Source organism: Caulobacter sp. GW821-FHT05F04 (assembly GCF_059419665.1).
Genome location: NZ_JBWKSF010000003.1, coordinates 501,561 through 526,249 on the forward strand (window position 1 = coordinate 501,561; position 24,689 = coordinate 526,249).

16 protein-coding genes are annotated in these 24,689 nt (G+C 67.7%); 9 read left to right on the plus strand and 7 right to left on the minus strand.

All coding sequences use genetic code 11. The annotated features are described in order from the left end of the window. The first annotated feature begins 72 nt into the window (after window positions 1-72). Both AC07R7_RS11140 and ggt read left to right on the plus strand, forming a co-directional pair. Entirely contained in the window at window positions 73-3,285 is a 3,213-nt protein-coding gene (locus tag AC07R7_RS11140; protein ID WP_494635171.1) for a TonB-dependent receptor, read from the plus strand. A 57-nt stretch (window positions 3,286-3,342) separates the two neighbouring features. Further along, complete coding sequence (gene ggt, locus AC07R7_RS11145; RefSeq protein ID WP_494635172.1) at window positions 3,343-5,085, plus strand: gamma-glutamyltransferase; 1,743 nt, start codon at window positions 3,343-3,345, stop codon at window positions 5,083-5,085. 128 nt (window positions 5,086-5,213) lie between these two features. Here the strand turns inward: ggt and AC07R7_RS11150 are convergent, their stop codons facing one another. Genes AC07R7_RS11150 through AC07R7_RS11160 form a run of 3 tightly spaced genes read right to left on the minus strand, consistent with a single transcriptional unit; the run spans window position 5,214 to window position 9,601 of the window. Then, window positions 5,214-7,997, minus strand: coding sequence for a TonB-dependent receptor (locus tag AC07R7_RS11150; RefSeq protein ID WP_494635173.1), 2,784 nt, complete (start codon window positions 7,995-7,997; stop codon window positions 5,214-5,216). A 26-nt stretch (window positions 7,998-8,023) separates the two neighbouring features. Next, window positions 8,024-9,034 (minus strand): FecR family protein, encoded by a 1,011-nt coding sequence (locus tag AC07R7_RS11155; protein ID WP_494635174.1) that lies wholly within the window; start codon window positions 9,032-9,034, stop codon window positions 8,024-8,026. A 3-nt stretch (window positions 9,035-9,037) separates the two neighbouring features. After that, window positions 9,038-9,601, minus strand: a complete 564-nt coding sequence (locus tag AC07R7_RS11160; RefSeq protein ID WP_492888599.1) for an RNA polymerase sigma factor — start codon at window positions 9,599-9,601, stop codon at window positions 9,038-9,040. A 257-nt stretch (window positions 9,602-9,858) separates the two neighbouring features. Here AC07R7_RS11160 and AC07R7_RS11165 point away from each other — a divergent pair, with 257 nt between their 5' ends. Both AC07R7_RS11165 and AC07R7_RS11170 read left to right on the plus strand, forming a co-directional pair. Further along, window positions 9,859-12,747 (plus strand): TonB-dependent receptor domain-containing protein, encoded by a 2,889-nt coding sequence (locus AC07R7_RS11165; protein WP_494635175.1) that lies wholly within the window; start codon window positions 9,859-9,861, stop codon window positions 12,745-12,747. A gap of 61 nt (window positions 12,748-12,808) precedes the next feature. Beyond that, entirely contained in the window at window positions 12,809-13,756 is a 948-nt protein-coding gene (locus AC07R7_RS11170; RefSeq protein ID WP_494635176.1) for a glycerophosphodiester phosphodiesterase family protein, read from the plus strand. 95 nt (window positions 13,757-13,851) lie between these two features. Here AC07R7_RS11170 and AC07R7_RS11175 read toward each other — a convergent pair whose 3' ends face one another. Then, window positions 13,852-15,138, minus strand: coding sequence for a DUF1254 domain-containing protein (locus AC07R7_RS11175; RefSeq protein ID WP_494635177.1), 1,287 nt, complete (start codon window positions 15,136-15,138; stop codon window positions 13,852-13,854). A 168-nt stretch (window positions 15,139-15,306) separates the two neighbouring features. Here AC07R7_RS11175 and AC07R7_RS11180 point away from each other — a divergent pair, with 168 nt between their 5' ends. From AC07R7_RS11180 to AC07R7_RS11200, 5 genes are all read left to right on the plus strand, one after another. After that, window positions 15,307-15,996 (plus strand): GntR family transcriptional regulator, encoded by a 690-nt coding sequence (locus AC07R7_RS11180; protein WP_494635178.1) that lies wholly within the window; start codon window positions 15,307-15,309, stop codon window positions 15,994-15,996. 123 nt (window positions 15,997-16,119) lie between these two features. Further along, window positions 16,120-18,534, plus strand: coding sequence for a TonB-dependent receptor (locus AC07R7_RS11185; protein WP_492888604.1), 2,415 nt, complete (start codon window positions 16,120-16,122; stop codon window positions 18,532-18,534). Window positions 18,535-18,536: 2 nt separating this feature from the next. Continuing rightward, window positions 18,537-19,571 carry an alpha/beta hydrolase family protein gene (locus AC07R7_RS11190; RefSeq protein ID WP_494635179.1) on the plus strand — a complete coding sequence of 345 codons (1,035 nt, stop codon included), beginning with the start codon at window positions 18,537-18,539 and terminating at the stop codon, window positions 19,569-19,571. Beyond that, window positions 19,568-21,046, plus strand: coding sequence for a sulfatase-like hydrolase/transferase (locus tag AC07R7_RS11195; RefSeq protein WP_494635180.1), 1,479 nt, complete (start codon window positions 19,568-19,570; stop codon window positions 21,044-21,046). The genes AC07R7_RS11190 and AC07R7_RS11195 overlap by 4 nt, the downstream gene beginning before the upstream one ends. A gap of 47 nt (window positions 21,047-21,093) precedes the next feature. Continuing rightward, window positions 21,094-22,392: a hypothetical protein gene (locus AC07R7_RS11200; protein WP_494635181.1), complete on the plus strand. Its 1,299-nt coding sequence runs from the start codon at window positions 21,094-21,096 to the stop codon at window positions 22,390-22,392. Window positions 22,393-22,493: 101 nt separating this feature from the next. On the opposite strand, the gene AC07R7_RS11205 is transcribed toward AC07R7_RS11200, so the two are convergent. Genes AC07R7_RS11205 through AC07R7_RS11215 form a run of 3 tightly spaced genes read right to left on the minus strand, consistent with a single transcriptional unit; the run spans window position 22,494 to window position 24,672 of the window. Next, window positions 22,494-23,195 carry a haloacid dehalogenase-like hydrolase gene (locus AC07R7_RS11205; RefSeq protein ID WP_494635182.1) on the minus strand — a complete coding sequence of 234 codons (702 nt, stop codon included), beginning with the start codon at window positions 23,193-23,195 and terminating at the stop codon, window positions 22,494-22,496. After that, a complete protein-coding gene (locus tag AC07R7_RS11210; protein ID WP_494635183.1) occupies window positions 23,192-24,043 on the minus strand; it encodes a lysophospholipid acyltransferase family protein in 852 nt (283 codons plus the stop codon). The genes AC07R7_RS11205 and AC07R7_RS11210 overlap by 4 nt, the downstream gene beginning before the upstream one ends. Beyond that, window positions 24,040-24,672, minus strand: a complete 633-nt coding sequence (locus AC07R7_RS11215; RefSeq protein WP_494635184.1) for a GNAT family N-acetyltransferase — start codon at window positions 24,670-24,672, stop codon at window positions 24,040-24,042. Before AC07R7_RS11215 ends, AC07R7_RS11210 begins: the two co-directional genes overlap by 4 nt. Window positions 24,673-24,689: the final 17 nt, after the last annotated feature.

A 24,689-nucleotide genomic window follows, 5' to 3' on the forward strand; every position in this document is an offset into this window, starting at 1 on the left:
TGAGGTGTTCGGACGGACGGGCGTCTACGGCGTGGGGCGAGAGGGCCCTCTTGTTGGCCGTTGGGGGCTTTGATGACCGCTTTGACGCTGAAGAACTGGGCTATGTTTGGGTGCGCCGCCGCGGCGCTCTGCGCGGGGCCGGCCGTGGCCCAGGCTCCCGCGAGACTTGAATTCAATATCGCGCCGGCCAGCCTGGACGCGGCCCTCCGCCAGTTCGCGATCCAGAGCGGCCGCGAAGTGATTTTCAACCCAGACCTCGTCACGGGACGCCGGACGAGCGGCGTTCAGGGCGCCTTGTCGCCGGACGACGGGCTTCGTCGTCTACTGGCCGGATCGGGTCTTTCCTATCAGAGCACCGGTCCCAGGACCTTCGTCGTCCGGAAGGCCGGCGCGCCTCCGACGGCCGTGGCGCTTCGCCAGCCGATCGCCGTCCAGGAAACTACGGTCGCTGCCCGCGCCGAGCCGGCGGCCCCGCCCGAGGAGCCGGCGATCGTCAACGAGGTCGTGGTCATCGGCAGCCGCATCGCCGGCGCCAAGGTCACGGGCAACTTGCCCGTCTCGGTTCTCGACGCCGATCAGTTGCGCGCGCAGGGCGTCGTTAGCGCTGGCGAGTTGATCGCGAGTCTGCCTCAGGGCGGCGCTCAAGCCTTCAACAGCGGCGTCCAGGGGCCAAACAACGCCCGTGGCGATGTCTCCTCGGCCAACCTGCGCGGTTTGGGTTCGGGCAACACCCTGGTGCTGCTCGACGGCCGCCGGATGACGCCGCACCCGACCTCTCAGCAGGAAGGCGGCACGGTTCCTGTCCAGATCGTCAACCTGAACGCCATTCCCACCTCAGCGCTTCGTCGCGTCGAGGTTCTGCGCGATGGAGCCAGCGCCCTCTATGGCTCCGATGCGACAGCGGGCGTTCTCAACTTCGTCATCGATCGACGCTTCACCGGCGCGGAGGTGTCCGCGCGCTTGGGCGGCGTCGAGCGCGGCAGCCTGCGCGAGAACGACATCAACATGAAGTGGGGCGCGGCCTTCAATGGCGGCGCGACGCACGTGGCGCTGTTCGGCGAGGTCTATCACAACACCGACATGCCTGGCTCGGATCGCGACTACGCCGCGACCGATGATCTGAGCGGCCGGGTCTCGTCGACCTACGCCTCGCTGTTCAATCGCACGGTTTCGCAATCGCCTTGGATGACGGGGCGGGTGACCACGCCCGTGACGGGCTTGGGCGCCAACTTCACCACCTTCTTCATGCAGCCCTGTTCGTTCACCGGGTCGCGCGCGGAGACCGCCACCTCGGGCGTCTGCGTCAATGGCGGGTCCTCGACCCTGCCGTCCAGCCTTCGGTCCGACGAGGGCGCGCTGCGCACCATGGTTCCGCGCACGACGCGCGGCAGCGTGATGGCGACGGTGGACCATGACTTCGCCGGCGGCGTGTCCGCCTTCGGCGATCTGCTCTACTACAAGGCCAGCGCCTGGGCCGGTCGCGGCGGGTCCACCACGCTGACCGACGCGCCCTTGGTCGTGTCGCGCAACAATCCCTACAACCCCTTCGGCAGCGGCCCGGGGCGGCTGGCCAGCTATACCGGTCCGGCCCAGGACGTGACCATCGTTGGCTACGATGTGCTCGACGTCGGGATGCGCAACTTCGATGTCGACAACACGCAGATCCGCGCCGTCGCCGGCCTGCGCGGCCGGATCGGCGACTGGCGCTGGGACACCTCGGCGGTCTATTCGCGCGCCAAGACCGTCGACACCGAGCACAACCGGGTCAGCAACACCGCCCTGCAGGCGGCGCTGAGCAGCAGCGATCTGGCCACGGCCTATAACCCGTTCAATGGCGGCGATCCGGCCAATCTGCGCGTCGGCGATTCCACGCTCAACTCGGCCGCCGTGCTTGACCGCCTGCGTATCGACGTCACGCGCGACAGCCGCACTTCGCTGGCGATGTGGAGCGCGGGCCTGTCCAACCCGGCGGTGCTGAGCATCGCCGGTCGGGACATCGGCCTGGCTTCGGGCGTGGAAGTGCGCCGCGAGACCTACGACGACTATCGTGACCCCCGCATCAACGGCACGATCAGCTATGTGACGTCGACCGGCGCCAGGACGAGCGATGTCATGGGCAACAGCCAGACGCTCGACACCCACGGCAAGCGCAACGTCTATTCGGCCTATGCCGAGTTGCAGAGCGCGATTATCCGCCCTGAGGACGGCGTTCCGTTGGTTCAGAGCTTCGATGTGCAGCTTGCCGCCCGTTACGAGCGCTATTCCGACACCAAGGACGAGGTGCTGAAGCCCAAGATCGCCGCGAGCTGGGGCGTGACCGACTGGCTGAAGTTCCGCGCGTCCTACTCGGAGGCGTTCCGCGCGCCCAACCTCGAGCAGATCAACGCCGCGGCGGCCAACCGCGTCCAGCAGAACCAACTCGACCTCTATGCCTGCGGCCTGGCCCAGGGCGCGACCTCGGTGGCCGCCATCAATCGCAGCAATTGCGCGGCCTACCGCTATGACGTCAGCGAGACCCGCTCTGGCAATGACCGTCTCAAGGCCGAGGACAGCAAGTCCGCCAGCGCGGGCGTGGTCCTGACGCCCGTTCGCAACCTGACCCTGACGGTCGATTGGTGGCGGATCAAGCAGACGGGCTTGGTCGGCGTGTTCTCGACGCAAGACCAGATCTATCTCGACGCCATCCGCCGGCTCGGGGGCGGGACGGGCAATCCCCTCGTCACGCGTGACGCCTCGGACAAGGTGACCGGCGTTCGGGCCATCTTCGAGAACCTCAACGCGCGCGAGGTCGAGGCGACCGACATCGGTCTTGCCTATCGGATCCCCACCGATCGTTACGGAGACTTCCGCCTCAACGCCGACGTTTCGATCTTCGGGCGCTTCTACCAATCGCCGTCGGAAAGCGCCGCGGCCTTGCTCGCCGCAGGCCTGTCGACGACCTCGGGCGGCTCGCAGATCGGCCTCAATGGCAACCCGCGCTCGCGGGCCACGGCGAGCCTGGTCTGGGCCAAGGACGGCTGGCAGGTCACCGGCAGCGGAACCTATATCGATGGCATCTACGACACCTCGGCGCTGAACTTCCCGGTCTCGTCGTGGACGACGTTCAACACCGCCGTGCGCAAGAGCTTCGACAAGGGCCCGCTTTCGGGCGGTTCGATCCGGGTCGGCGTCAACAATATCGCCGACAAGGACCCGCCGCTGGCCAACCAGCTGTTCGGTTATTTCACCAGCCTCTACAGCGCCCGGGGGCGGTTCTGGTACCTGGAAATGACCAAGTCCTTCTGACCTTGCCCGCGCCTGTCAGGCCGGTCCCGCGTCCTTCCACTCGATCATGAGGCACTTGTGTTCAAACGTCTGATGCTGGCGGCCAAGCTGGCCTTTCTGGGCTTGGTCGCGATCGGGGCGGGCACGGCCCAGGCGCAGGGTTCGGCCGCCGCGGTCGCGCCCGGGGCGGCCAGCTACATCATCGAGTACGACGCGATCCATCACCCGACGATCGCCGCCCGGGGAATGGTGGTCAGTCAGAACGCCATCGCGTCCGAAGTCGGTCGCGCCGTCCTGGCCAAGGGGGGCAACGCCGTTGACGCGGCGGTCGCCACGGGTCTGGCGCTGGCCGTCACCCTGCCGCGCGCGGGTAATCTGGGGGGCGGCGGGTTCATGCTCGTCTATCTGGCCGAAACCCGTCAGACGCTCGCGATCGAGTACTATGGCGCCGCGCCCCGGGGGATCACCCCGACCTTGTTGACGGGGCCGGATGGCAAGCTCGATCCGGACAAGCGCTACTCCTATCGCGGGGTCGCGGTTCCCGGTACGCCGGCGGGCTTCTATTTCGCCCAGCGCAAGTACGGCAAGTTGTCCTGGCGCTCGGTCGTTCAGCCGGCCATCGATCTGGCCCGAAGCGGCGTGTTCGTTTCCGACGACATGGCCTACGCCTTCCGGATCAAGGCTCCGGAACTGGTTCGCGACCCGGTCGCCGCGCGCACGGTCTACCATCGGGGACGACCCTATCAACGTGGCGAGCGCCTGGTGCAGAAGGACCTGGCCTGGTCGCTCGAGCAGTTGCGTGACCACGGCGCGGACGCGCTCTATCGCGGCGAGATCGGCAAGCGCATCGTGGCGGCCTCGACCGCCAATGGCGGGATCCTCACCGCTCAGGATCTGGCCGACTACAGGATCAAGGCGCAAGAGCCGCTCTGGACCACCTATCGCGGGGTGAAGATCGCCCTGATGCCGCCACCGGCGGCGGGCGTGCTGCTTGGCGAGCTGCTCAATCTGATCGAGACCTTCCCCATGAGGGACCTGGGGCAGAACTCCTCGGACAGTCTCCATGTCCTGGCCGAATCCAGCAAGCTGATGTTCGCGGATCGCCGCCGCTACATGGGCGGCTATCCCGACTATGTCGTGCCCAGCAAGGGACTGCTGTCCAAGGCCTACGCCAAGGATCGGGCCGCCGCGATCAGGATGGAAGCGAGCCTGCCCGCCGTCAGCCTCACGCCGGGTGACCCGGTCGGGTTCGCCAGTCGGGACACCACGCACTTTTCAGTTGTCGACCGCTACGGAAACGCGGTCAGCAACACCTTCACGCTCGGTTCGGATTTTGGCGCGCACGTGATGGCGCCGGGCACGGGCTTTTTCCTCAATGACGCCGTCGCCAATTTCTCCTGGGACGCGGCCCAGGCCGCGGCCGAACCCGCGAACGCTCCCGCGCCGGGCAAGCGCGTGATCTCCACCATCAGTCCGGTCATCGCCTTCAAGGACGACAAACCCTGGATCCTGTCGGGGAGTCCGGGCGGGACGCGCATCATGCCCACCGTCGCCCAGGTCCTGGTCAACGTGATCGACCACGGCCTGAATATCGGCGAGGCGACCGAGCGACCCAGGCTGTTTCAGGACGATAGGGGCGCCTTGGAGCTCGAACCGGGATTTCCGCGAGACATCGCTCGTCTGCTCGCGGCGCGGGGTCATCGCGTCACTGAAGGGCTGACCATGGGCAGCGCCCAGTCGATCCTCATCGAGGAGGGCTTGCTCCACGGCGGCGTCGACACGCGGCGTCCCGACGCGGCGGCTATCGGCTTGGAGCCTTGAGTCTGGCGGACCCGCACGCCTGCGACGTCGCCTCGCCAACGCCAAGATCGACAGGCGTCTTTGGAGGCGGGCGGTGGTGCGGACGAGAGCAGCGGGGAGTTCGATATCCGGGCCGCGACGGGAGATACCTATCTCGCCAGGTCTTGCCTCGCTCCTCCAACGATCCGCAGAGATAGCCCCCAGAGACGCGACGTCCCTCGCGCCGACGCCGTGAATCCGAAGCTTTCGCCGATGAAGCCGGCCTCCTGAAGATAGCGCCGATCCAGGAGATTGGTGACAAAGACGCCCGCGCTCCAGTTGGCGGCGCGTGGCTGGTAGTTCACCCGCAGATCCAGCAAGTCGTAGGCGCCTTGCACCTCATCCTGCACGAGATCGCGCAATAGTCCGCGAGAGAGTTCGGGGCGATCGTTGTCGTCGGAGAAGAAGACTTTCGATTGCCAGCTCCAGGTCGGCAGGACCGTGACCGCGCCGTTGGGCGTGGCGTATGTCAGTTCCAGGTTGAGCGAGACCTTGTGATCGGGGGCAAGGCGAAATTGATTGCCCGCGAAGGCGCCGCTGCGCAGCCTTGAATGGTTGTAGCCGTAGGTCGCGAACAGCCGGACCGAGCGCGACAGCTCAAACCGCGCCTCGGCTTCCAAGCCGGTCGCGTCGGCTCGACCGGCGTTCAGTGTCTGCAATTGACCGTCGACAAGCTTGGTGGTCTGGAAGTTGACATAGCGATAGGCGTAAGCGGCAAGGTTCAGATCCACGCGTTGGTCGAAACCGACGCCGCGGGTTCCGATCTCCAGGGAGTCGATCGTCTCGGCGGGCACGATTCCGAACCGCGCCGGGCCCTCGGCCGCCAGAGGCGGTCCGGCCACCAGGACGCTGGGCCGTCGCCCCCGCGCGTAGGAGCCATAGGCGCTGAACCACGGCGATGGGGTATAGCGCGCCACCAGTCGCCCGCTCCAACCCTCGTCGGACAGCGTGTTCGACACCTTGTCTCCATTTCCAGACGTCGGTTGGAACACCAAGGCGTAGTTGGGCCAGGCGCGGGGAGTCTCGGCGCTGGCGCCCGCGCCTGGCGCGCCGAGCGCGGCGAGCAGGGCGGCCCTCTGCGCCAAGGGCAGGCCAAAGGCCTGGACGGCTCCGGCCAGCACCGACGGGCCGGCGGGCAGGGCGGTGGCGACGGCGCTGGCCTTGGCGTCGTGGCTGTAGCGCAGGCCGGCCGAAAGCGCCAAGGTCGGGCTTGGCGAGAAGGTGAGGTCGCCGAAGAGATCGACGGCGGTGGTCCGCGCGAAGTTCTGGTTGCGCTCGACATAGGCCGGCTTGAGGTTGCCGGCCGCGCCCAGGGCCAGATCGCCCGGCAGGTCGAAGCCGCGCCGCGAGGCCAGTTGGCGCAACTGCGCGGCGACGAAGTCCGGCTGGGTCAGCGTATCGAGGCCTTGGGGGACGGGTGTGTTCAGGCCGCCGACCATGCGCGCCAACAACAGGCGTTCGTCGATCGTGAAATAGGCCCGCTGGGTGCCGCTTTCGTGGAACAGGCTGACGCCCGCGAAACCCCGCCAACGCTCGCCGGCGTCATAGGCCAGGCGCAGGTCGGCGTTGTACTGCACGCCCCTGGTCTGCTCGAAGACGCTGATCACCGGCAGGGACAGGCCATCGCCGTCCTGACGCTCGTCGGCGTAGAAGCGGCGATAGCCCAGGGACGCGCTCAGGTTCAGACCCGGGCTCAGCCGCCGCGCGGCCAGGACCGCGACCGAGCCCAGCGTGCGGTCCAAGCCGAGCGCCGCGGGCCGGCCGTTCTCGTCGACGGCGCTCAAGGCGGGCGGGGTGTGGCGGTCAAGATCGCCCAGAGCCGCGCCCGTGACCGGGTCGGTGGGCGCGAAGGTGAAGGATTTGAGCGGCCGGCCGGTGGGACGGTCTCGCTGGTAGTTGACGATCAGGTCAAGCCGTTCGCCATCCCCGGGACGCCAGGCCAGTGAGACGCGGGTGGCGTCGGTGGCGACCGAATCCAGGCGGTCGCCACCGGCAAGGTTGGGCGTCAGGCCGTCTCGTCCCCGCCAGCGAGCGGCGACACGCACCGCCAGGTCCGGGCCGATCGGTTGGTTGATCATGGCGTCCAGCAGGCCCTGACCATGGTCGCCGACCTCGCCATGAAGGCTCCAGGCCTTGGCGCGCGGATCGGCCTTGTGCTGGATGACGTCGAGCGCCCCCGCCATCGCCCCGCGGCCGTAGAGCGTGGGCTGAGGGCCCTTGGCGATGTCGATGCGGTCAAGATCGAAGAGCTCGAAATAGGCGCCGCGCTCCTTGGACGCCGGCATGCCGTCCTGCAGCACCGCCATTCTCGGCTCGCGGCTGGCGTCCCCCGAGGCCTGGGTGACGCCACGCATCGAGAAGGCCGCCGCGGCCGGGGAGAGGTTGACGACATTGAGGCCCGGCGTCAGCCGCCCGACCTGATCCATGCCAACCACGCCCAATTGCTCCAGGCGCGCGCCGCTCAGCGTGGTCAGGGCGACGGGCGGCAGGATGCGGGGCGCGGTGACCGTCACGCCCTCCATCTCGGCGATGGCGACGGCTTCGGGCGCGCTGGGCCTGGGCCTTGGGGCCGGCGGCGGCCGGTCGGGCAGGATCATCAGGACGCCGCGCCCGGTGCGCTCCGCATGCAGGCCCGATCCGGTCAGCATGCGGGCCAGAGCCTGGGTGGCGGTGTACTGACCGCGCACCGGGCGCGAGACGCGGCCGACCAGCAGGTCGCGCGAGACGATGACCTGGGCGCCGGTCGCCAGGTTGAACGCCAACAGCGCCTTGCCCAGCGGCGCGGCCTCCAGATCGAACGCGCGGCGCGGTTCGGCGGCGCTGGCCAGGCTCGGCGCCGCCGCCAGGAGCGCCGTCGCGCAGATCCCGTGGGCCGTGACGCGCAAGAACCTCATGCGCCAAGCGCTCCTCGCGGCGACAGTTAACCCCCGGCGGGGCGTTGAACCAGCGCGGTGCGCCCGTCGGCGCCGCGTCGCGCCGCGATGGGGAGATAGGCGGTGATCGCCTCGACGAAGGCGGCGTTGTCGCCGGCCTTGAACACCCCGGTCACCCGTAGGCGGGCCAGGGCTTCGTCGCCCACACGAAGATTGGCGCCATAACGATTGACCCGTTCGACGGCCTCGGCGAGCGGCGTATCATCGAAGATCAATCGTCCGTTCCTCCAGGCCGCGGCCGAACGCACATCGGCCGTCTGGCGCAGGGGCGGGCTTCCGGGGCGCAGCACGGCTTGCTCTCCCGGCGTCAGAGCCAGGGTCGGGCCCTCGCCCCGGACCGGATGGATGATGACCCGTCCCTCCAACAGGCTGACGACGGAGCGCTCGCTCAGCCGATCGATGTTGAACATCGTCCCGGTGGCCACCACGACCTGGTCGCCGACGGTGACCGAGAAGGGCCGCGCCTGGTCGTGCGCGACCTCGAAGCGGGCCTGGCCGCGGGTCAGTTCGAGGTCCCTGGCGTGACGGCCAAGCCGCACCGCGACCGCGCCGCCCCCCTCGATCGACAGCCGCGAGCCATCGGCCAGGGTGAACTCGGCCGGGGCGCCCGCGGGCGCGGTGTAGATCCGCGCGGGTGAGGGGCGGCTCAGCACCGCAAAGCCCACGAGGCCGGCGGCCAGGGCGCCCGCGCCGATCATCCAGGCGCGCCGCGAAGGGCGAGGGGGCGACCGTCGCGCGCCGCCAGGCGGGGCCGCGCTGTCTTGGAGCTGCGGGCGCAAGGCCTGGAGCTCCGCGGCGTCGTCCTGATCATCGAACGCGGACATCGCCTCGAGCACTTGGTCGTAGGCGCCCGCATGGCGCGCGTCCGCGGCCAGCCAGGCCTGCAACCCGGCTTCGTCGGCGTCGGTCCAATCGTCGGAGACTTGGCGCATCCACCAGGCGGCGGCCGCCTCGTGAACGTCTTCGAACGGTGGAGTTGGAGCGGGGGAATGTGTCAAAGTCTACCTGAACCGCCGTGCCAGATGGGCCACGGCCCGAACAACATGTTTTTCCACGGCGCTGACCGAAATGCCCAGACGGGCGGCGATTTCGGTTTGGCGAAGGCGCTCGACCCGGAACAGGATGAAGATCTCCCGCGTGCGGTCGGGCAGTTCGGCCAGGGCGTCGAGGGTCCTTCGAAGTTTCTCCTTACCCATCAGGACGCGGTCGGCCGGCAAATCCTCAGCGGCGAGTTGCAGGGGCTCGGCGGCGGTCTCGCCGTCGCCCGGCGGATAGAGGCTGACATGGCGGTCGGCCTGTCGGGTGATGCGCTTTCTCGCGCGGTCACGCAGCAGGTTGGAGGCGATGGTGAAGACAAAGCCGTCGGGGGTCTCGATCGCCTCGCCGTCGCCCGCCCGCAAGGCGCGCAGGAGCGCTTCCTGGGTCAGGTCCTCGGCCTCGGCGTGGTCGCCGGTGTGGCGCAGAAAATAGGTCATCAGCGGCCGGCGATAGGCGTGGCTGATCTGCTCGGGCGGCGGCAGGCGAGGGCGCGCGTCGGCCCGATGGGCGTCGTCCTTCAAGGTCACGAGAAGCTTCCCGAACATGCGTCGCTGGGCGGGACGAAGGAACGGTCCGCGACCGGGCGCGCGTCTTCTTCCCACGGATTTGCGACAGTTTTTCTTTCCGGGCGACGTCCGAAAAAAGTGGTGAGGATCGCGAGAGGGGCCGCGTCCTAACCCCTTAGACGCCCTCCGCGACAGAGCGGGGGTCACCGTTCAAGGGGATCCAAGTTCCTATGCAATCTAGAATTTTCGCGCTCTTTGGCGCCGCGTCGACGCTCGCCTTGAGTCTGGCTCACGCCGGAGTCGCCAGCGCCCAGGCTGCGCCGCCGCCGCCGGCGACCGAGGCCGCCGTCTCGGTTGAAGAGATCGTGGTCACCGGCTCGCGCATCGCGCGCCAGGACTACACCGCCCAGAGCCCCATCGTCACGGTCGGCAAGGCCGTTCTCCAGGCCCAGGGGCCGACCTCGATCGAGAACACCCTCAACCAGCTGCCGCAGTTCGCCGCTACTTCCGGCTCGACCTCGGCCAGCCAAGCCGGCGGCGGGCGCGCCAACGCCAACCTTCGCGGCCTGGGCACGGCCCGCACCCTGGTGCTGCTGGACGGCCGTCGGCTGCAGCCGTCCGACCCGCTGGGCGCCATCGACCTCAACACCCTGGCGCCCAGCCTGATCGACTCGGTCGAGGTGATCACCGGCGGCGCCTCGGCGATCTACGGCTCCGACGCGATCGCCGGCGTCGTCAACTTCAAGCTCAAGCACAATTTCGAGGGCCTGGAGATCGACGCCCAATACGGCCAGACCGAGCGCGGCGATGGCGAGACGGCCGATCTGAGCGCCACGGTCGGCGGCGCCTTCGCCGACGACAAGGGTCACGCGATGCTGTCGGCGTCCTACATGGATCGCCAGCGGGTCAACCGAAATTCCCGCGCCTTCTTCAAGGACGGCGGCATCACCTCGGTGCTGCCCAGCGGCCTGATCTACGCCGACGCGGCCAACCTGCCGACCCAGGCGGCGATCAACGGCGTCTTCGCCAAATATGGCGTGACGACCAACGTGCCGCGCAACGCCACCTACAGCCAGAACCTCGACGGCACGCTGTTCACGATCTCCTCGCCGATCCTCAACTACCGTTTCCCCGCCGACGGCCCTTACACCATCACCAGCAACGGCCAGGTCGCCGTGCCGCTGGGCGAGGCCGCGCCCCTGCAGCAGCCGCTCAAGCGCCAGACCCTGTTTGGCCAGGTCAATTACCAGCTCAGCGACGCCGTCGAGGCCTACGGCCAGTTCAACTACGCCCACTATGTCTCCAACCAGAGCGGTTACGGCCGCAACCAGGCGATCACCCGCGACGTCTATCTGCCGGTCACCAACCCCTTCCTGCCCGCCGACCTCAAGGCGATCGCCGCCTCGCGGCCCAACCCGACCGCGCCGCTGTTGTTCTATTTCAACACCGGCCGCTACTCCCCCGACATCGCCCAGCAGACCTATAATGTCGGGCAGGCCCTGGGCGGCCTGAAGGGCCGGTTCGACGCGATCGATGGGACCTGGGACGTGTTCGCCTCCTATGGCCGCACCGAGCAGAACGCCTTGTTGGGCGGCTATATCGACCGGGCTTCGTTCTTGTCGCTGGTCAACGCGGTCGATGGCGGCAAGAGCCTTTGCGAGGGCGGCCTGGACCCCCTGGCCCTGACCGCGCCCTCGAAATCGTGCCTGACCTATCTCCTGCGCGAGATGCACGAGACCACGACGCTGCGGCAGACCAACGCCGAGGCCAACGTCCAGGGCCGGGTGCTGGCCCTGCCGGCCGGCGACCTGCGGTTCGCCGCAGGGCTCAGCTATCGCAAGAACAGCTACGCCTATTCGCCGGACGCCGCGCGCCTCACCGGTACGGTCCTGACCACGGGTCTGAGCAGATCGACGGAAGGGGAGACCAATTCGAAGGAGGCCTTCCTCGAACTGGCGGTCCCGCTGCTGAAGGACCTGCCCTTCATCCGCAAGCTCGACCTGGATCTGGCCTATCGCTACGCCGACTACGACACGGTCGGCGGCGTTCATACCTACAAGGCCAGCGGCGCCTGGGAGATCAACGACGCGGTCAGCCTGCGCGGCGGCTATCAGCACGCCATCCGCGCGCCTTCGGTGGGCGAGCTGTTCCGCCCCTCCGAGCAGAGCGCGACCACCGTCGGGCGGATTTCCGCCGGCCTGGGCGATCCCTGCGACATCGCCAGCGCCTATCGCACCGGCCCCAACGCCGTCCAGGTGCGCGCCCTGTGCATCGCCAACGGCATTCCGCTCAGCGTCATCGACGCCCACAAGTTCGCCGGCACCTCGGTGCAGTCGGACGTCGCGGGCAATCCCGACCTGAAGGAAGAGTCTTCCGACACCTATACGGCGGGGCTGGTCTGGCGCTCGACCTTCCAGCAACCTTTGCTGCGCAGGCTTTCGGCCTCGGTCGACTATTACGACATCAAGCTGACCGACGCGATCGGCCTGATCACCGGCGATGTGATCGCCCAACGCTGCTTCAACGGTCAGGGCAACGCCAACCCGACCTATGATCCGGCCAACTACTACTGCAAGCTGATCCATCGCGGCTCTTCGGGCGGCTTCTCCAGCATCACCACGCCGCTGCTCAACCTGGCCGGCTACCGGACCTCGGGCGTCGACTTGCAGGTCGACTGGGGCGCGGATCTGGCGGCGTTCGGCGCTTCCGAGCGGGCAGGTTCGGTCAGCCTCAATGTGCTGATCTCCCGTATGAACAAGTACGAGATCCAGACCCTGGCCGGCGCGGCCTACGTCAACTACGCCGGCACGATCGGCAACGCCCAGATCAGCGCCGACGCCATCTCGCACCCCAAGTGGAAGGCCATCACCAGCCTGGGCTACCATGTGGGGCCCATCGACCTGAGCCTGCGCTGGCGCTGGGTCGAGGCCATGGGCAACGCCGCCAATGTCGGCTCGGCCACCGCCACCGCGCGGGGCGTCAAGGCGATGGACTATTTCGACCTGACGGGACGCTACCAGGTCAGCTCCACCGTCGAGCTACGGGCCGGGGCGCTCAATCTGGCCGACCGCCAGCCCCCGGCCTGGACCGGCGAGAGCGCCACCGACACCGCCCTCTACGACATGCTGGGCCGCCGCTACTTCCTGGGCGTCAACTTCAAGTTCTGACGCCGCCCGCCTTCCTCCGCGCGGGTCGTCAGGCCCGTGCGCCCTCCAAAGAGAGCTCAAGATGACCAAGATCCTGCTTCGGGCGCTGCTGGCCAGCGCCGCCCTGCTGGCCGCCTCGTCGGCGTCCGCCGCCGCCGGTCCGACCTCCGCCGACATGCTCACCGCCGCCAAGGGCCGCCTGCCGCAACTGCTGGCCTGCCTGCGCGAGCAGAAGGTGGCGCTGGTCGGCGCCCACCGCGGCGGCCCCTTGCCGGAGTTCCCCGAGAATGTCGTCGCCACGATGCAGCGCACGACCTCCCTGGTCCCGGCCTTCATCGAGACCGACGTTCAGCAGACCTCGGACGGCGTGCTGTTCCAGAACCACGATGACGTCCTGGATCGCAACACCACCGGCAAGGGCAGGATCCGCGACCAGACCTGGGCCGAGATCTCCAAGCTTAAGGTCCGCGACACCACGGCCTATCCGACCGGCTACGCCCCGCAGCTGCTATCGGAAATCCTGGGATGGGCCGACGGCAAGGCGCTGGTGTTGCTGGACGTGAAGCCGCAGACCGACCCCGATCTGCTGATGGCCGAGGTCGACAAGGCCAAGGCCGGCGACCGGGTGTTCTTCCTGGCCTACACGGTCGCCCAGGCCCTGGGGCAGCGCCAGCGCCGTCCCGACGCCGTCATCGCCCTGCCGGTGTTCGATCGCGACATGCTGGCCAAGGCCAAGGCGGCCGGTCTGGTCAACGACCACCTCGTGGCCATGGTGCGTCCCGACAAGGTGGACGCGGCCTTTATTCCCGAGCTGGAGGCGATGGGCGTGACGGTGATGTCGGGAACCTACGGCGGCCCCGAGACGCCGGACGCCGTCTATCGTACGCCCGCAGACGCTGGGACCTTCCAGGCCCTGGCCAAGGCCGGCCCGCGGATGATCGTCTCCAATCGTCCCGTCGAAGCCGCGACGGCCCTGCTGGCCGATCCGACCTATGCCCGCAAGCTCAAGGCCTGCGGCGTCGGTCACTAGGAAGAGGCAAGGGGCCGGCTTTCGCCGGCCCCTTGAGCATGATCATGGCCGAAAGCGGGTCAAATAGGCCATCGTGGGGCGCCGCGTTGCGCCCGCTAGAAGCCCGCCCGCAGAGGCGGCGCCCGGTAGTCCCCAGTAAGCAATTCTGGTCGCGGCAGGTAGGCGCGAAGGCTGACCATGAAGGGGCCTTGAGCGGGCGCGGGCAGCCAGTTGTCATCCCGCGCCCCGCCCGGCGGCTGGCGCGAGATCCAGATATCCAGCGAACCGTCCGAACCATGCCTGAGCCCCCGGGTGCGATCGCCAATGGCATAGCGATCGATGGCGTTGGGCGTCAGGAAGAACTGGCCGTCGGGCGTGGCCGCGTACATGGTCAGAGACCAGAAGCCGTCGACCGGCAGGGCGCGGCCTACGGGGAAGGTTAGCCGATAGCGGTCGCCGTGCAGGAGTCCCGCGCCGTTGTCGCCAACCGGCCGGGTATAGACCGCCTCGGCCAAGGGGAGACCAAAGAGCCCGGTCAAGGCTATCTGACCCCTGAAGACATAGTCCTGGCCAAAGTCGCCGAGATTGGCCCGTGGATAAACCCAGCCTTGGGCGGCGTAGAGCCCGCCTCGCGGCTCGGCGGCGATTTGCTTGGCCTTTTCGATCCCTTGAGCGATCTCTTGTTCCTGCGCCGGGGTGAAAGCGGGCGGCGCAAAGCCCTGCGCGGTGAGGCCCAAGGCGTGGACCGCATGGAAGAAAGCCGCATCCGTCGCGGGTGGCGGGTTTTCGCGCAGGAGTTCTCCGACGCTCGTGAAATAAGCGCGCCAAGGCGCCGTGCGCGCGACTGGAACCACGAAATCGCCCGGCGCCCGTTCAGGACCCGAGGCGGCGATGGCCGCCTGGACCGCGCGCGCCGCAGCAAGGTCAGCGGGGCCGTCGACCAGGGTGCGGCCAAGGACAAACACGAAGTCGCTCGGAGCGCGGATGGCTCCCGACGGCGCGGGACCCGTGGGGCCGGCGACGATGAAGCGGCCGCCGTCGGGACCCGTGGTGCGGGTCCCCAGTATGGCGAAGTTGTTCGTCCAAAGGTCCATCAAGGCCACGGACAGATAGCGCGTTCCGCTTGCCGGCAGGGTCAGCTCGACCGGGCCCTGGCGCAGATCGAGGAAGCCGCGGCTGTAGAGGGTGTCGTTGTTGGGCGAGGTGACCTTCTGGTTCGCGGGAGTCACCAGATCCGTCTGGTGATAGAGCCGATTGAAGGTTCCAAGCTTGGCGGTGCGACTTCGGACGACGGCCGTCTCGATCATCGGCAGGCCGTAAAGCCAGGCGAGCTTGGCCGCCTCGACCAGGGGCAACGGCTCGCCGCCCGCCGCCCGCGCGCCGAAGCCTGTCGATAGCGTCATGGCCCCGGCCAAGAAATCGCGTCGCAGGATCATCGTCTTGTCCTATCTCTTGAGTGGTCCGCAGCGCCCATGGCCGAACCGTAGATCACCGACAGCGCGATTGGCAATTGTCTGACGTTCCGTTTTGTCTCGTTCTGATTTACTGTAACGTCAAGCTAGGGAGGATTGATGGACGAGGCGAGGCCCGGCGCGGCGCGAGTGCGGCGCAAGACTGATCAGACGCTGGACACGCGCCTGTCTGAGACGCTCATCCGCGAAATTATCGAAAATCGGTATCCTCCTGGGGCTTGGTTGCGCGAGCAGGAGGTTTCGGCGCGGCATGGCGTCAGTCGCGCTTCCGTGCGTGAGGCGCTGCGTAGCGTGGCGCGGGCTGGCTTCGTGGAGATGCAGCCCTGGCGCGGGGCCCAGGTCGTTGCGGTTGGGGGCGAAGAGCTGCTCGACATCTTCAGTCTGCTTGAGGAGATGTACGCCCAGTGCGCTCGGCTCTCGGCCGAGCGCTTCCCGGAGAGGCTGATTTCGCGACTTGATGGGCTGATGGAGGCGATCGAGGCGGCGGTTGCTCGCGACGCCGATCGCTCTGAGCTCTACGCCCTGTCGTTTGGCCTGGGGCAGCTGATTGGCCGTCATTCCGGTAGTAAGCTGGCTTATCGGATGCTGACCCAGGTCGGCAATTTGGCGCTGTGGCAGCAGAGGTTGCTAAAGCCCGGGACCTCGCAATCCGAGCAACAATCGCTTTCCGCTCACCGGATCCTGGTTTCGGCGGTCAAGGATCATCATCCGGAGATCGCGGCCGCGGCCGCGCGAATGATTGTGATGATCACAAGGCGGTCCCTGGCCTTGGCGCTAGAGCGCGAGTGATCGTGACTTAGCTTGGCGTTTCAAAAAATTGTTTGACAATTGACGCTTCTGGCTTGAGCCTCTCCGCAACAATAAAATTGCGGGGAGGCGAAGATGCTGCGTGCAGCGGGACGAGGCGGGCTGATGACAGCCCTGGGGTTGGTGTTGGCGGCTGCTCCAGCGACGACATGGGCCAGTCAAGCCGACGTCCAGGCGCTCGACGAGATCGTCGTCACCGCCCGCAAGCGCACCGAAACCCTGGTCGAAGTGCCCGCGGCCATATCCGCGATCACGGCCCAGGAGAGGCGGAACCTCGTGCTCGACGGCATGAAGGACTATCTGCGCCAGGCGCCTAGCGCCACGCTGGTGACGTCGGGACCAGAGTACCTGCAGGACATCTCGATCCGGGGGCAGGGCAGCGGACGCTTGGGTTTCTCCGAGGCGGCCACCGGCCTCTACAAGGAGGGGCTCTACAATGCGGGCGGCGGCTTTGGCGGGCGCTCGCTAAGCCGTATGGACCTGCTGGACCTCGAACGGCTCGAGGTGCTGCGCGGTCCTCAGGGAGCGCTCTATGGGCGGAATTCGGTCGGGGGCGCGGTCAATATCGTCGGGCACGCGCCTGAGCAGACGATCGGCGGAGAGGTCACGGTCCGTTACAGCCAGCCCCGGCGCGCCGCCGTCGAAGCGGTGCTCAATCTGCCGGTGGTCAAGGACAAGCTCGCCCTGCGTGTGGCCGGTCTCTACGACGACCAGGATGGCGGGTTCATTGAGAACACCACGACCGGTCACAAGATCGACTGGCAGACCTACAAGGGCGCGCGGGCCGGCCTGCGCTGGACGCCAGGATCGGCCACCACGGTTGACCTGACTTACGAACGCTACGAGAGCGACACCCCCGCTTTTTCGAGTCTGGGGCGGCGGCCGGTGCGGGTTGACGGCTCGGTGCTTGATGCTTCCCGTTGGACACGCTCCGACCTCGACCGCGAGGGGCGCGCCCGCATCACCGAGGACTCGGTCTATCTCACGGCCAAGCACGATTACGGATTCGCCGAGCTGACCGCCAAGGTGGGCTGGAAAGCCCGCGACGCGGGGCGAGACAACGAGGACAACGATCACTTCGCCGGCCATTCGGGCATCGACGTCGCCCCGGGCGCGGCGGTGCTCACGCCCGACTACACTCTGGGCCAGTTCGAGGACTACAGCCGCTTCGTGGCGCAGGCCTATCTGAGCTCGAAGGGTGAGGGGCGTTTGACCTGGCTGGCGGGCGTCGAGTTCCTGAAGACCAGCGACGACGTGGTCATCGATCCTTATCTCTGCCCGGCCTATACGGGCGCCTCGCAGGCCAGCGCCGCCGGCTGCGCGGTGGGCCAGGTCGGAACTCTGACCGGAACCGCCGCCAGCGTTCGATCAGCCGCGCGCCTGGCGGTGAACCGTGACGCCTTCTCCGAAACCTTGAAGTCGCCTTCGCTGTTTGGCAGTCTTGAGTACAAGATCTCGGGCGCCACGACCCTGGGCGTGGAGGCGCGGCTTCAGCGCGATAAGAAGTCCTTCTGGTTTGAACGTTACGCCAAGGATCCGCTTGTCTATTTCGGCGGCGGAGCCACGCCTACGGGACTGATGGCGGCGATCACGGTCGATCCCGATGGCGCTGGCGGCCCGCTGCCAGCCAGCTCGGTTCAGTTCTGTCCGCCGACCGTGACTGGCCCGGCCTGCGCGGCAGGCAGCGAGACCGTCCGCGTTGAGGCCGAACGCCGCTGGACCTTCGTCACCCCGACGGTGACCCTGCGCCATCGCTTCGACAACGGGGTCAATGTCTACGGCCGCTTCGCCACCGGCTATCGCCCGGGAGGCTTCAACAGCAATCTGCCGCCCACGACCGTGCGCTCACAGATCGCCCAGCAACTGCTCTACGATCCAGAGTACGCCTATTCCTATGAAGCCGGGGCCAAGGGGCGCTGGAAGGGCGTTCAGCTGTCGGCCGCGATCTATTACACCTGGACAAACAACGTGCAGGTGGTCAGCGCGCCAAGCTCGCTCTCTCGCGGCTTCATCCTGCAGAACGCCGGCGACGCCCATATCTCGGGCTACGAAATCGAGGCTCGCCGCCGATTCCTGTTGGGCGCGTCGGACCTGACGCTGGCGGCCACTCTTAGCGGCCAGAGGGGCAAGTTCGAAGACGGAGCCAAGGCCAAGCTCGACCTCAACGGCGATGGTCTGCCCGACGACGCCGATCTGAGCGGCAACGAGGTCCCGCGCCTGCGCGACTATCAGCTGGCTGTGAACGCCACCTACACCTTCCCTCTGGGCGGCGGCTGGCGCGGCTTCGCCTCGGCCGGGCTGCAGATGGCCGACGGCGGGTTCGAGAACCCCGACAACAGCCGCTCCTATCAGAGCTACGGCCTGATCGACGCGCGGATCGGGGTGCGCTCGGACCGTCTGAGGCTTTCGGTCTTCGGCCGCAATCTCGGCGACAAGACCTATCTGGCCAACATCGTCAGCGTGAACGAGTTCTACACCGATCCGCGCGTGGTCGGGGTCGAGCTTGGGTGGGAGTTCTGACCATGAGCCAGAGGCGATGGGCTGGAGCGGTCGCGGCGGGTCTCGCCCTCCTTGCCAACTCGCCGGAACCCGCCGCCGCGAGCCCCGCGCCGGTCGTCGCGCCCGCCAAGGCGACTATCGTCTACGGCGAATGGACCGATCCCGCGCGCGGCGGCCGCAAGGTTCCCTACAAGCTCTACGCGCCGACCGGGACGGGGCCCTTCGGCCTGATTGTCCATTCCCACGGCCTGGGCGGTTCCCGGGAGGGCTCGACCTACATCCTGCAGGCGGTCGCCGAGGCGGGCTTCGTGGTGGCGGCCTTGCAGCATCCCGGCTCGGACGCTTCGATCCTGGCCGGCGCGCGGCCTGGAGAGGAGGCCAGCCTGCTGGGCAAGCTCTCTCCCGACGCGGCGGCCAATCGTTTCGCCGATATTCCGTTCGCCCTTGATGAACTGACGAAAATGAACGCGCCGGGAGGCGAACTCGCCGGCAAGCTGGATCTTTCGCGGGTCGGCATGAGCGGCCATTCGTTCGGCGCGCTGGCCACCCTGGTTGCGGTCGGTCAACGCCTGCCGGGGGCTCCGCCAGATGCTTTCCGGGAGCCGAGGATCAAGGCGGCTGTCGTCTACAGTCCGAACAAGGCCAGGCAGGGTGGCTCCGACACCGCTTTCAGCTCGATCCGCACGCCGATGCTGCACTTCACCGGCACGCAGGATCGAACGCCGCTGGATCTGGAAAAGACCCCATGGGAGCGCACGATCCCGTTCCAGAAGATCACCGGCGCCGACCAGTTCCTGATCGTTCTGCGCGACGGCGACCACGGCGTCTTTACGGGGCGGCGGCAGATGATGGGCGTCGCCAAGCCCACTGACGCGGCCCAGATGGCTGTCATCGTCGAGCAGACCCTGACCTTCTGGCGCGCCTATCTGAACGGCGACGTCCAGGCGGCCAAGGCGCTCTGCGACCTGCCCGCCACGCTCGCGTCTTCCGGCGAGGCCTATGTCAGGGCCAAGGCCTGCGGCGCGCCCACGCCCATTAGACCCGTGGAGGCCCCATGAAGCGCTGGATCGTTGCGCTCGCCGCCTGCCTCGTGGGCCTCGCCACCACCGGCTTCTCGCAGCCCGGCGTCAGACCGCGGCCGCCCAATGTCATCGTCATCCTCACCGACGACCTCGGCTATGGCGATCTTGGCGTCTATGGCGGAAAGGTCATCCCAACGCCCCATATCGACGCGCTGGCGGCTTCGGGCGTGCGGTTCACCGACGCCTATGCGACGGCCGCCGTCTGCGCGCCCTCGCGCGCGGGGCTGATCACCGGACGTCACCAGGCTCGCTATGGCTTCGAATTCAATCCCGTTGGGCGCGACGAGCAAGCCGGCGCGCCGGTCAGTGAAGCGAGTATCGCCCAGGTCATGAAATCGGCCGGCTACGCCACGGCCATGGTCGGCAAGTGGCATATCGGCCAGGCGGGCGGCTTCCATCCGCTGGACCGGGGGTTCGACAGCTTCTTCGGCTTCCTGGGTGGCGCGGCCAGCTATTTCAAGGATCCGGCGGAAAGCGGGCTTCAAGCCGACACCGGCGCCGACGGGGCCATGACGCGCACGCGCTTTCCGATCGTGCGGGGGCGTGAGGTGGTCGAGCAGGGCGGCTATCTGACCGACGTCTTCACCGACGAAGCCGTCGGCTTCATTCGGGCCCATCGTCGCCAGCCCTTCTTCCTCTACCTGGCCTACAACGCGCCTCACACCCCGCTCCAGGCTCCCAAGGCCTATACCGACCGCTTCGCCCGCATCGCCTCGCCTCATCAGCGGCTCTACGCGGCCATGGTCGCCTCGCTGGACGACAACGTCGGGCGGTTGCGCCAGGCCCTGGCCGAGGAGGGGCTGGAGCGGGACACGGTCATCTTCTTCCTGAGCGACAACGGCTGCCCCAACTATATTCGCGGCGCCTGCTCCAACGCGCCCCTGTCCGGCTACAAGGCCTTTCCTTGGGAAGGCGGCGTGCGGGTGCCGTTCATGGTCTCCGCCCCTGGGCGCATCGTGCCGGGCCTGGTGTCGAGCCGGCCGATTTCGACGCTGGACATCCTGCCCACCGCGGCGCGCCTTGCCGGCGTCAAGGCGCCCAGCGGCGTCGAGGGGCGTGACATCGCCTCGGCCCTGGCCCCGACCGCTGGGATTGTCGAGCGTCCGCTCTTCTGGCGCATGGGACCCAACCACGCCGTGCGCGAGGGACGCTGGAAGCTTCTGGTCGTCAACAAGTCCGACACGGTCGATGACATGAGCAATGTCCTGGGCTCCCCAACCCCCGACGGCGTCAAGGCGACGGTCTCGCCGCTGGGCCAGTGGACGCTTCTCTTCGACGTCGTCCACGATCCTGGCGAAAAGCACGATCTGGCTAGCGCCCATCCCGAGGTGGTCGCCCGGCTGTCGCGCGACTTCGCGACTTGGGACAAGAATAATGTCGAGCCGATGTTCACCAGTCGCCGACAGTTCCGGTCTGAAGTCGACGGCCGCAAGGTGCAGCTGTTCAACTGATCTAAGGTGGGCCCGCGGAAACAAGCCTGCGCTGAAGGAGACCGGCCATGACGCCGACGCGTCGATCCCTGCTCACGGCGCCCCTCGCCGGAACCCTGGCGGCCAGCCTTTCGGATGGCGCCGAGGCTTTTGCGTCCGCGGGGTCTCTGTCGGCGGCGGACTTGCTTGAGCGGTATGTGGCCTTTGGCGGTAAGGCCAGTGGCGGGCCCGGCGACATCGCCTGTGGGAATTGGATGACGGAATGGCTCGCCGCGCGCGGCTTCTCTGTCGAGCGCCTTGCCTTCGACGCGCCGTTCTTCGAGGTCGAGGACGCCTGGCTCCAGGTCGGGGAGACGAGGGTGAACGTCATTCCGCAGGCGATCGTAACGCAGACCGGGCCTAGGGGTGTCGAAGGGCCGGTCCTGGTCCGCGAGCCAGAAGATGCGGGCGCCCCCGCGCACGGCGCCATCGTCGTCATTCGATTGCCGTACGGACGCTGGAGCAGCGCGGCCGCGCCGGCCGTGCGAGGGCCGGTCGAGGCGGCCCTGCGGGCCGGCGCCCTTGCTGTCGTTCTCGTGACCTACGGGCCCAGCGGCGAGGCTCTGGCGCTGAACGCCGATGGCCGCGCGCCGATGTTCGCCGCGCCCGTGGCCGTGCTCGCGCCCAAGGACGCGCCAGCCTTGATCAAGGCGGCGGGGTCCGGGGAGAAAGGCATGCTGGTGATCACCGGCCAGGGCGGCCGTAGAGAGGCGTTCAATCTGATCGGGCGCAAGGACAGCGGCAAAGGCCGATGGCTGGTGGTCTCCACCCCGCGTTCGGGCTGGTTCACCTGCGCTGGTGAGCGGGGACCTGGCGTCGCCGTCTGGATGATGCTGGCTGACTGGGCCAGCCGCGCGAGCCTGCCCGTAAATCTTGCCTTCGTGTGCAACAGCGGTCACGAATATGAGAACCTCGGAGCCGAGCACCTTCTGCGTAAGGCCGCTCCGTCGCCAGACCAGACCCATCTGTGGCTTCATCTCGGAGCGAATGTCGCCGCTCGAGACTGGCATGAGTTCGGTGGACGACTGGCGCCGCTGCCCAGCGCCGATCCTCAGCGTTTCCTGCTCGCTAGCCCGGAACTCGTCGCGCCATGCCGAGCGGCCTTCCAAGGCTTGCCAGGTTTAGAGGCGGTCTACCCGCTGGGAGCGGGCGCGGCCGGAGAGCTCGCCCATGTCGCCGCGGCCGGCTATCGGCGACTGGTCGGTATCTTCGGCGCTCATCGCTTTCATCACGCCCAGAGCGACGATGGACGGTGCGTGGACGCCCACCTGGCGGAGACGGCGTTTCAGGCCGCGCGCCGCCTGCTGGACGATATGCCTCCGCACTAGGCTGATGAAGGTCGAGTTTCCGAATCCGCGCCAGCGGCGGCAATTGGCGCGACGCCGGACATTGGGGCCATCACGCCCGGGCGGCCTATAGTCGATGAGCTCTATCGGGAAATTCGAAGTAAGAGGTCCACGATCATGGGCTCAAGATCGTCGATCGCCCCTGCGCGCCGTACCAGGTCGCCGTCGGCGGTCGCGCCGTGGCCGTAATAGCTTGCCGAGACGAAACCCTGGGCCAGGCCGCGGGCGTGGATGGCCAAATCGCTGGCTCCGTCGCCGACCATCACCGTGGGTCCGCTCACAGCGCCGGTACGACGCCATCGCCGGACCAGGGCGGTCTTGTCGGCGGAAGTCAACAGAGCCCAGTCGCCCACGCCCACGGCCTGTCTTCCGATCCAGCGCAGGCGGTTGGCGGCGACGGTCTCGGCAGGAAAGCCGCAGGCGGCCCCGATCGGTCCTAACCAGTCGTGGAATGCGGCCGACGCAATGAACAGGCGGACACCCTGGCCGCGCAGCGACCGGAACAGGGGGCGGAACGGCATGATCCGGTCCAGCGCCCCGCCGATATAGTCATCGATCGCTTCTCGCTGGATCGACAACAGGGCTCCTAGCAGTATCAGCGGATCTTCCGGGCGGGCGGCGCCGGCCATGAGCCGCTGCGAGCGGGCCTGCAGGGCCGCTATCCTGGCCTCCCCATCGGGGCGACGGCGAAGACTGAGCATGAGCACTTCCCGCAAGCTCTCCTCGGGAACCAGAGTCTGGTCATAGTCGAAGATGACATTGCAGCCGCGGAGCGAGCGGCTCACGTCTCGCCACGCCTCAGCCGAGCGCGCAGCGCGTGCTTGTCCCGTGGCCGCCAGTCGGTGGCGGCGGCGCCCAGGCGGTCGGCGATCGCCTGCTGGACGCGCTTGGCGAATGCGGTCTTGGACTCGTCGCGCCCGCGCGCCAGCCGGGGTAGGTAATCCAGCTTGAACGTCACGGTGGGCATGGCCAGCAGGCGCAGGAAGTTGGCCGGCTTGGACGACAACAGCGGATCGGCGTTCAGGCCAAATGGCGTGGTCAGGCGCAGGGCCGTCGGTACGACTGGGAACCCGCGGGCCAGAAAACTCGGCTGGAACTGGAACAGGCCCTGCTGGTTGCCGATGGTCTCTTCCGGCGACACGTAGAGGCTGGTTCCGGAGGGATGCTTGCGCCAAGCCGCGATGTGGCGGGCCAGCGCCTTGCGGTCGGCGACACGCCACAGCTGCGCGCCTGAGCCGCGCGCCAGCGGCATGACGGTCGCCCGGCCCAGCGCGCCGCCGTCCTGGGCGATAGCGATACAGGCCTGGGGCTGTCCGCACACCGCCAGCAGGTCGAATACGCTGACATGGTTGAGGGCGACCACGCAGCCGTCTGTCAAACGGGCCACCTCCTCGCGGGGAAGGTTGCCGATGACGCGCACGCCCATCGCCCGGCGGATCAGAGGAAACAGCCGCGAGGAAACGCTCGGCGGCGCCGCCATGGCCAGCGGCGCGGCCACGATCGCCAGCGCCAGCCGGCTGGCCGCCAGGGCGATCCCGAAGGGCCAATACCATAAGGGCGGGCTTGCTCCGGCGCGCCACGTCTCCAGGTCGCACAGGCGACTTAACGGAACCTCGGGGGGCGGGCGCGTCATGCCAAGGTCACCGGGGGGCTGATAGCCGGGGGCGCGTCCTGTCCGGCGGCGCCGACCGCATGGGCGAAGATCCGCTGGCGGTTACGCTGCAGCCCGGACAGGAACATGGCGCGGGTGACGTCAATGCGCAGGTGGGGACCAAACGGCGTGTCGCAGACGACGCCATAGCTATCGTCGACGCCCAGATAATTGCGGTTCAGCCGGATCGCCATCGTGTGGTTCAAGTTGGTCAAGGTGTGGATTTGATCGAAGCCCAGCTTCAGGAAGCCGTACTCCAGGGCCAGATGCGCCGCCGCTATCGGCGCCCTTGAACGCCACAGCTTGGGAAAAAAGCGCTGGCCGAAATTGATGCCGTATTCCTTTTGCGCGAAGCCCGAATAGCCCAGGAACGCGCCGGTCGCCTCGCGTCTGACCGCCCAGCGTGACCAGCCGCGCGCCTGAAGTTCCAGATTGAAAGTGTCGACCTCGCTGGCGGCCAGCTCGAACGATCGAGGCTTTCCATCCGAAATGAAGGCCATCACGCGCGGGTCCGACACCAGCCGGGCGTAGTCGTTCCGGGCGTCGTCGTCCCAGTCGCACAGGCAAACGCCGTCATGGCGGGTGTAGGTTTGGGACCCGGAAATGCTCATCGATCTTTGCCCTGAAC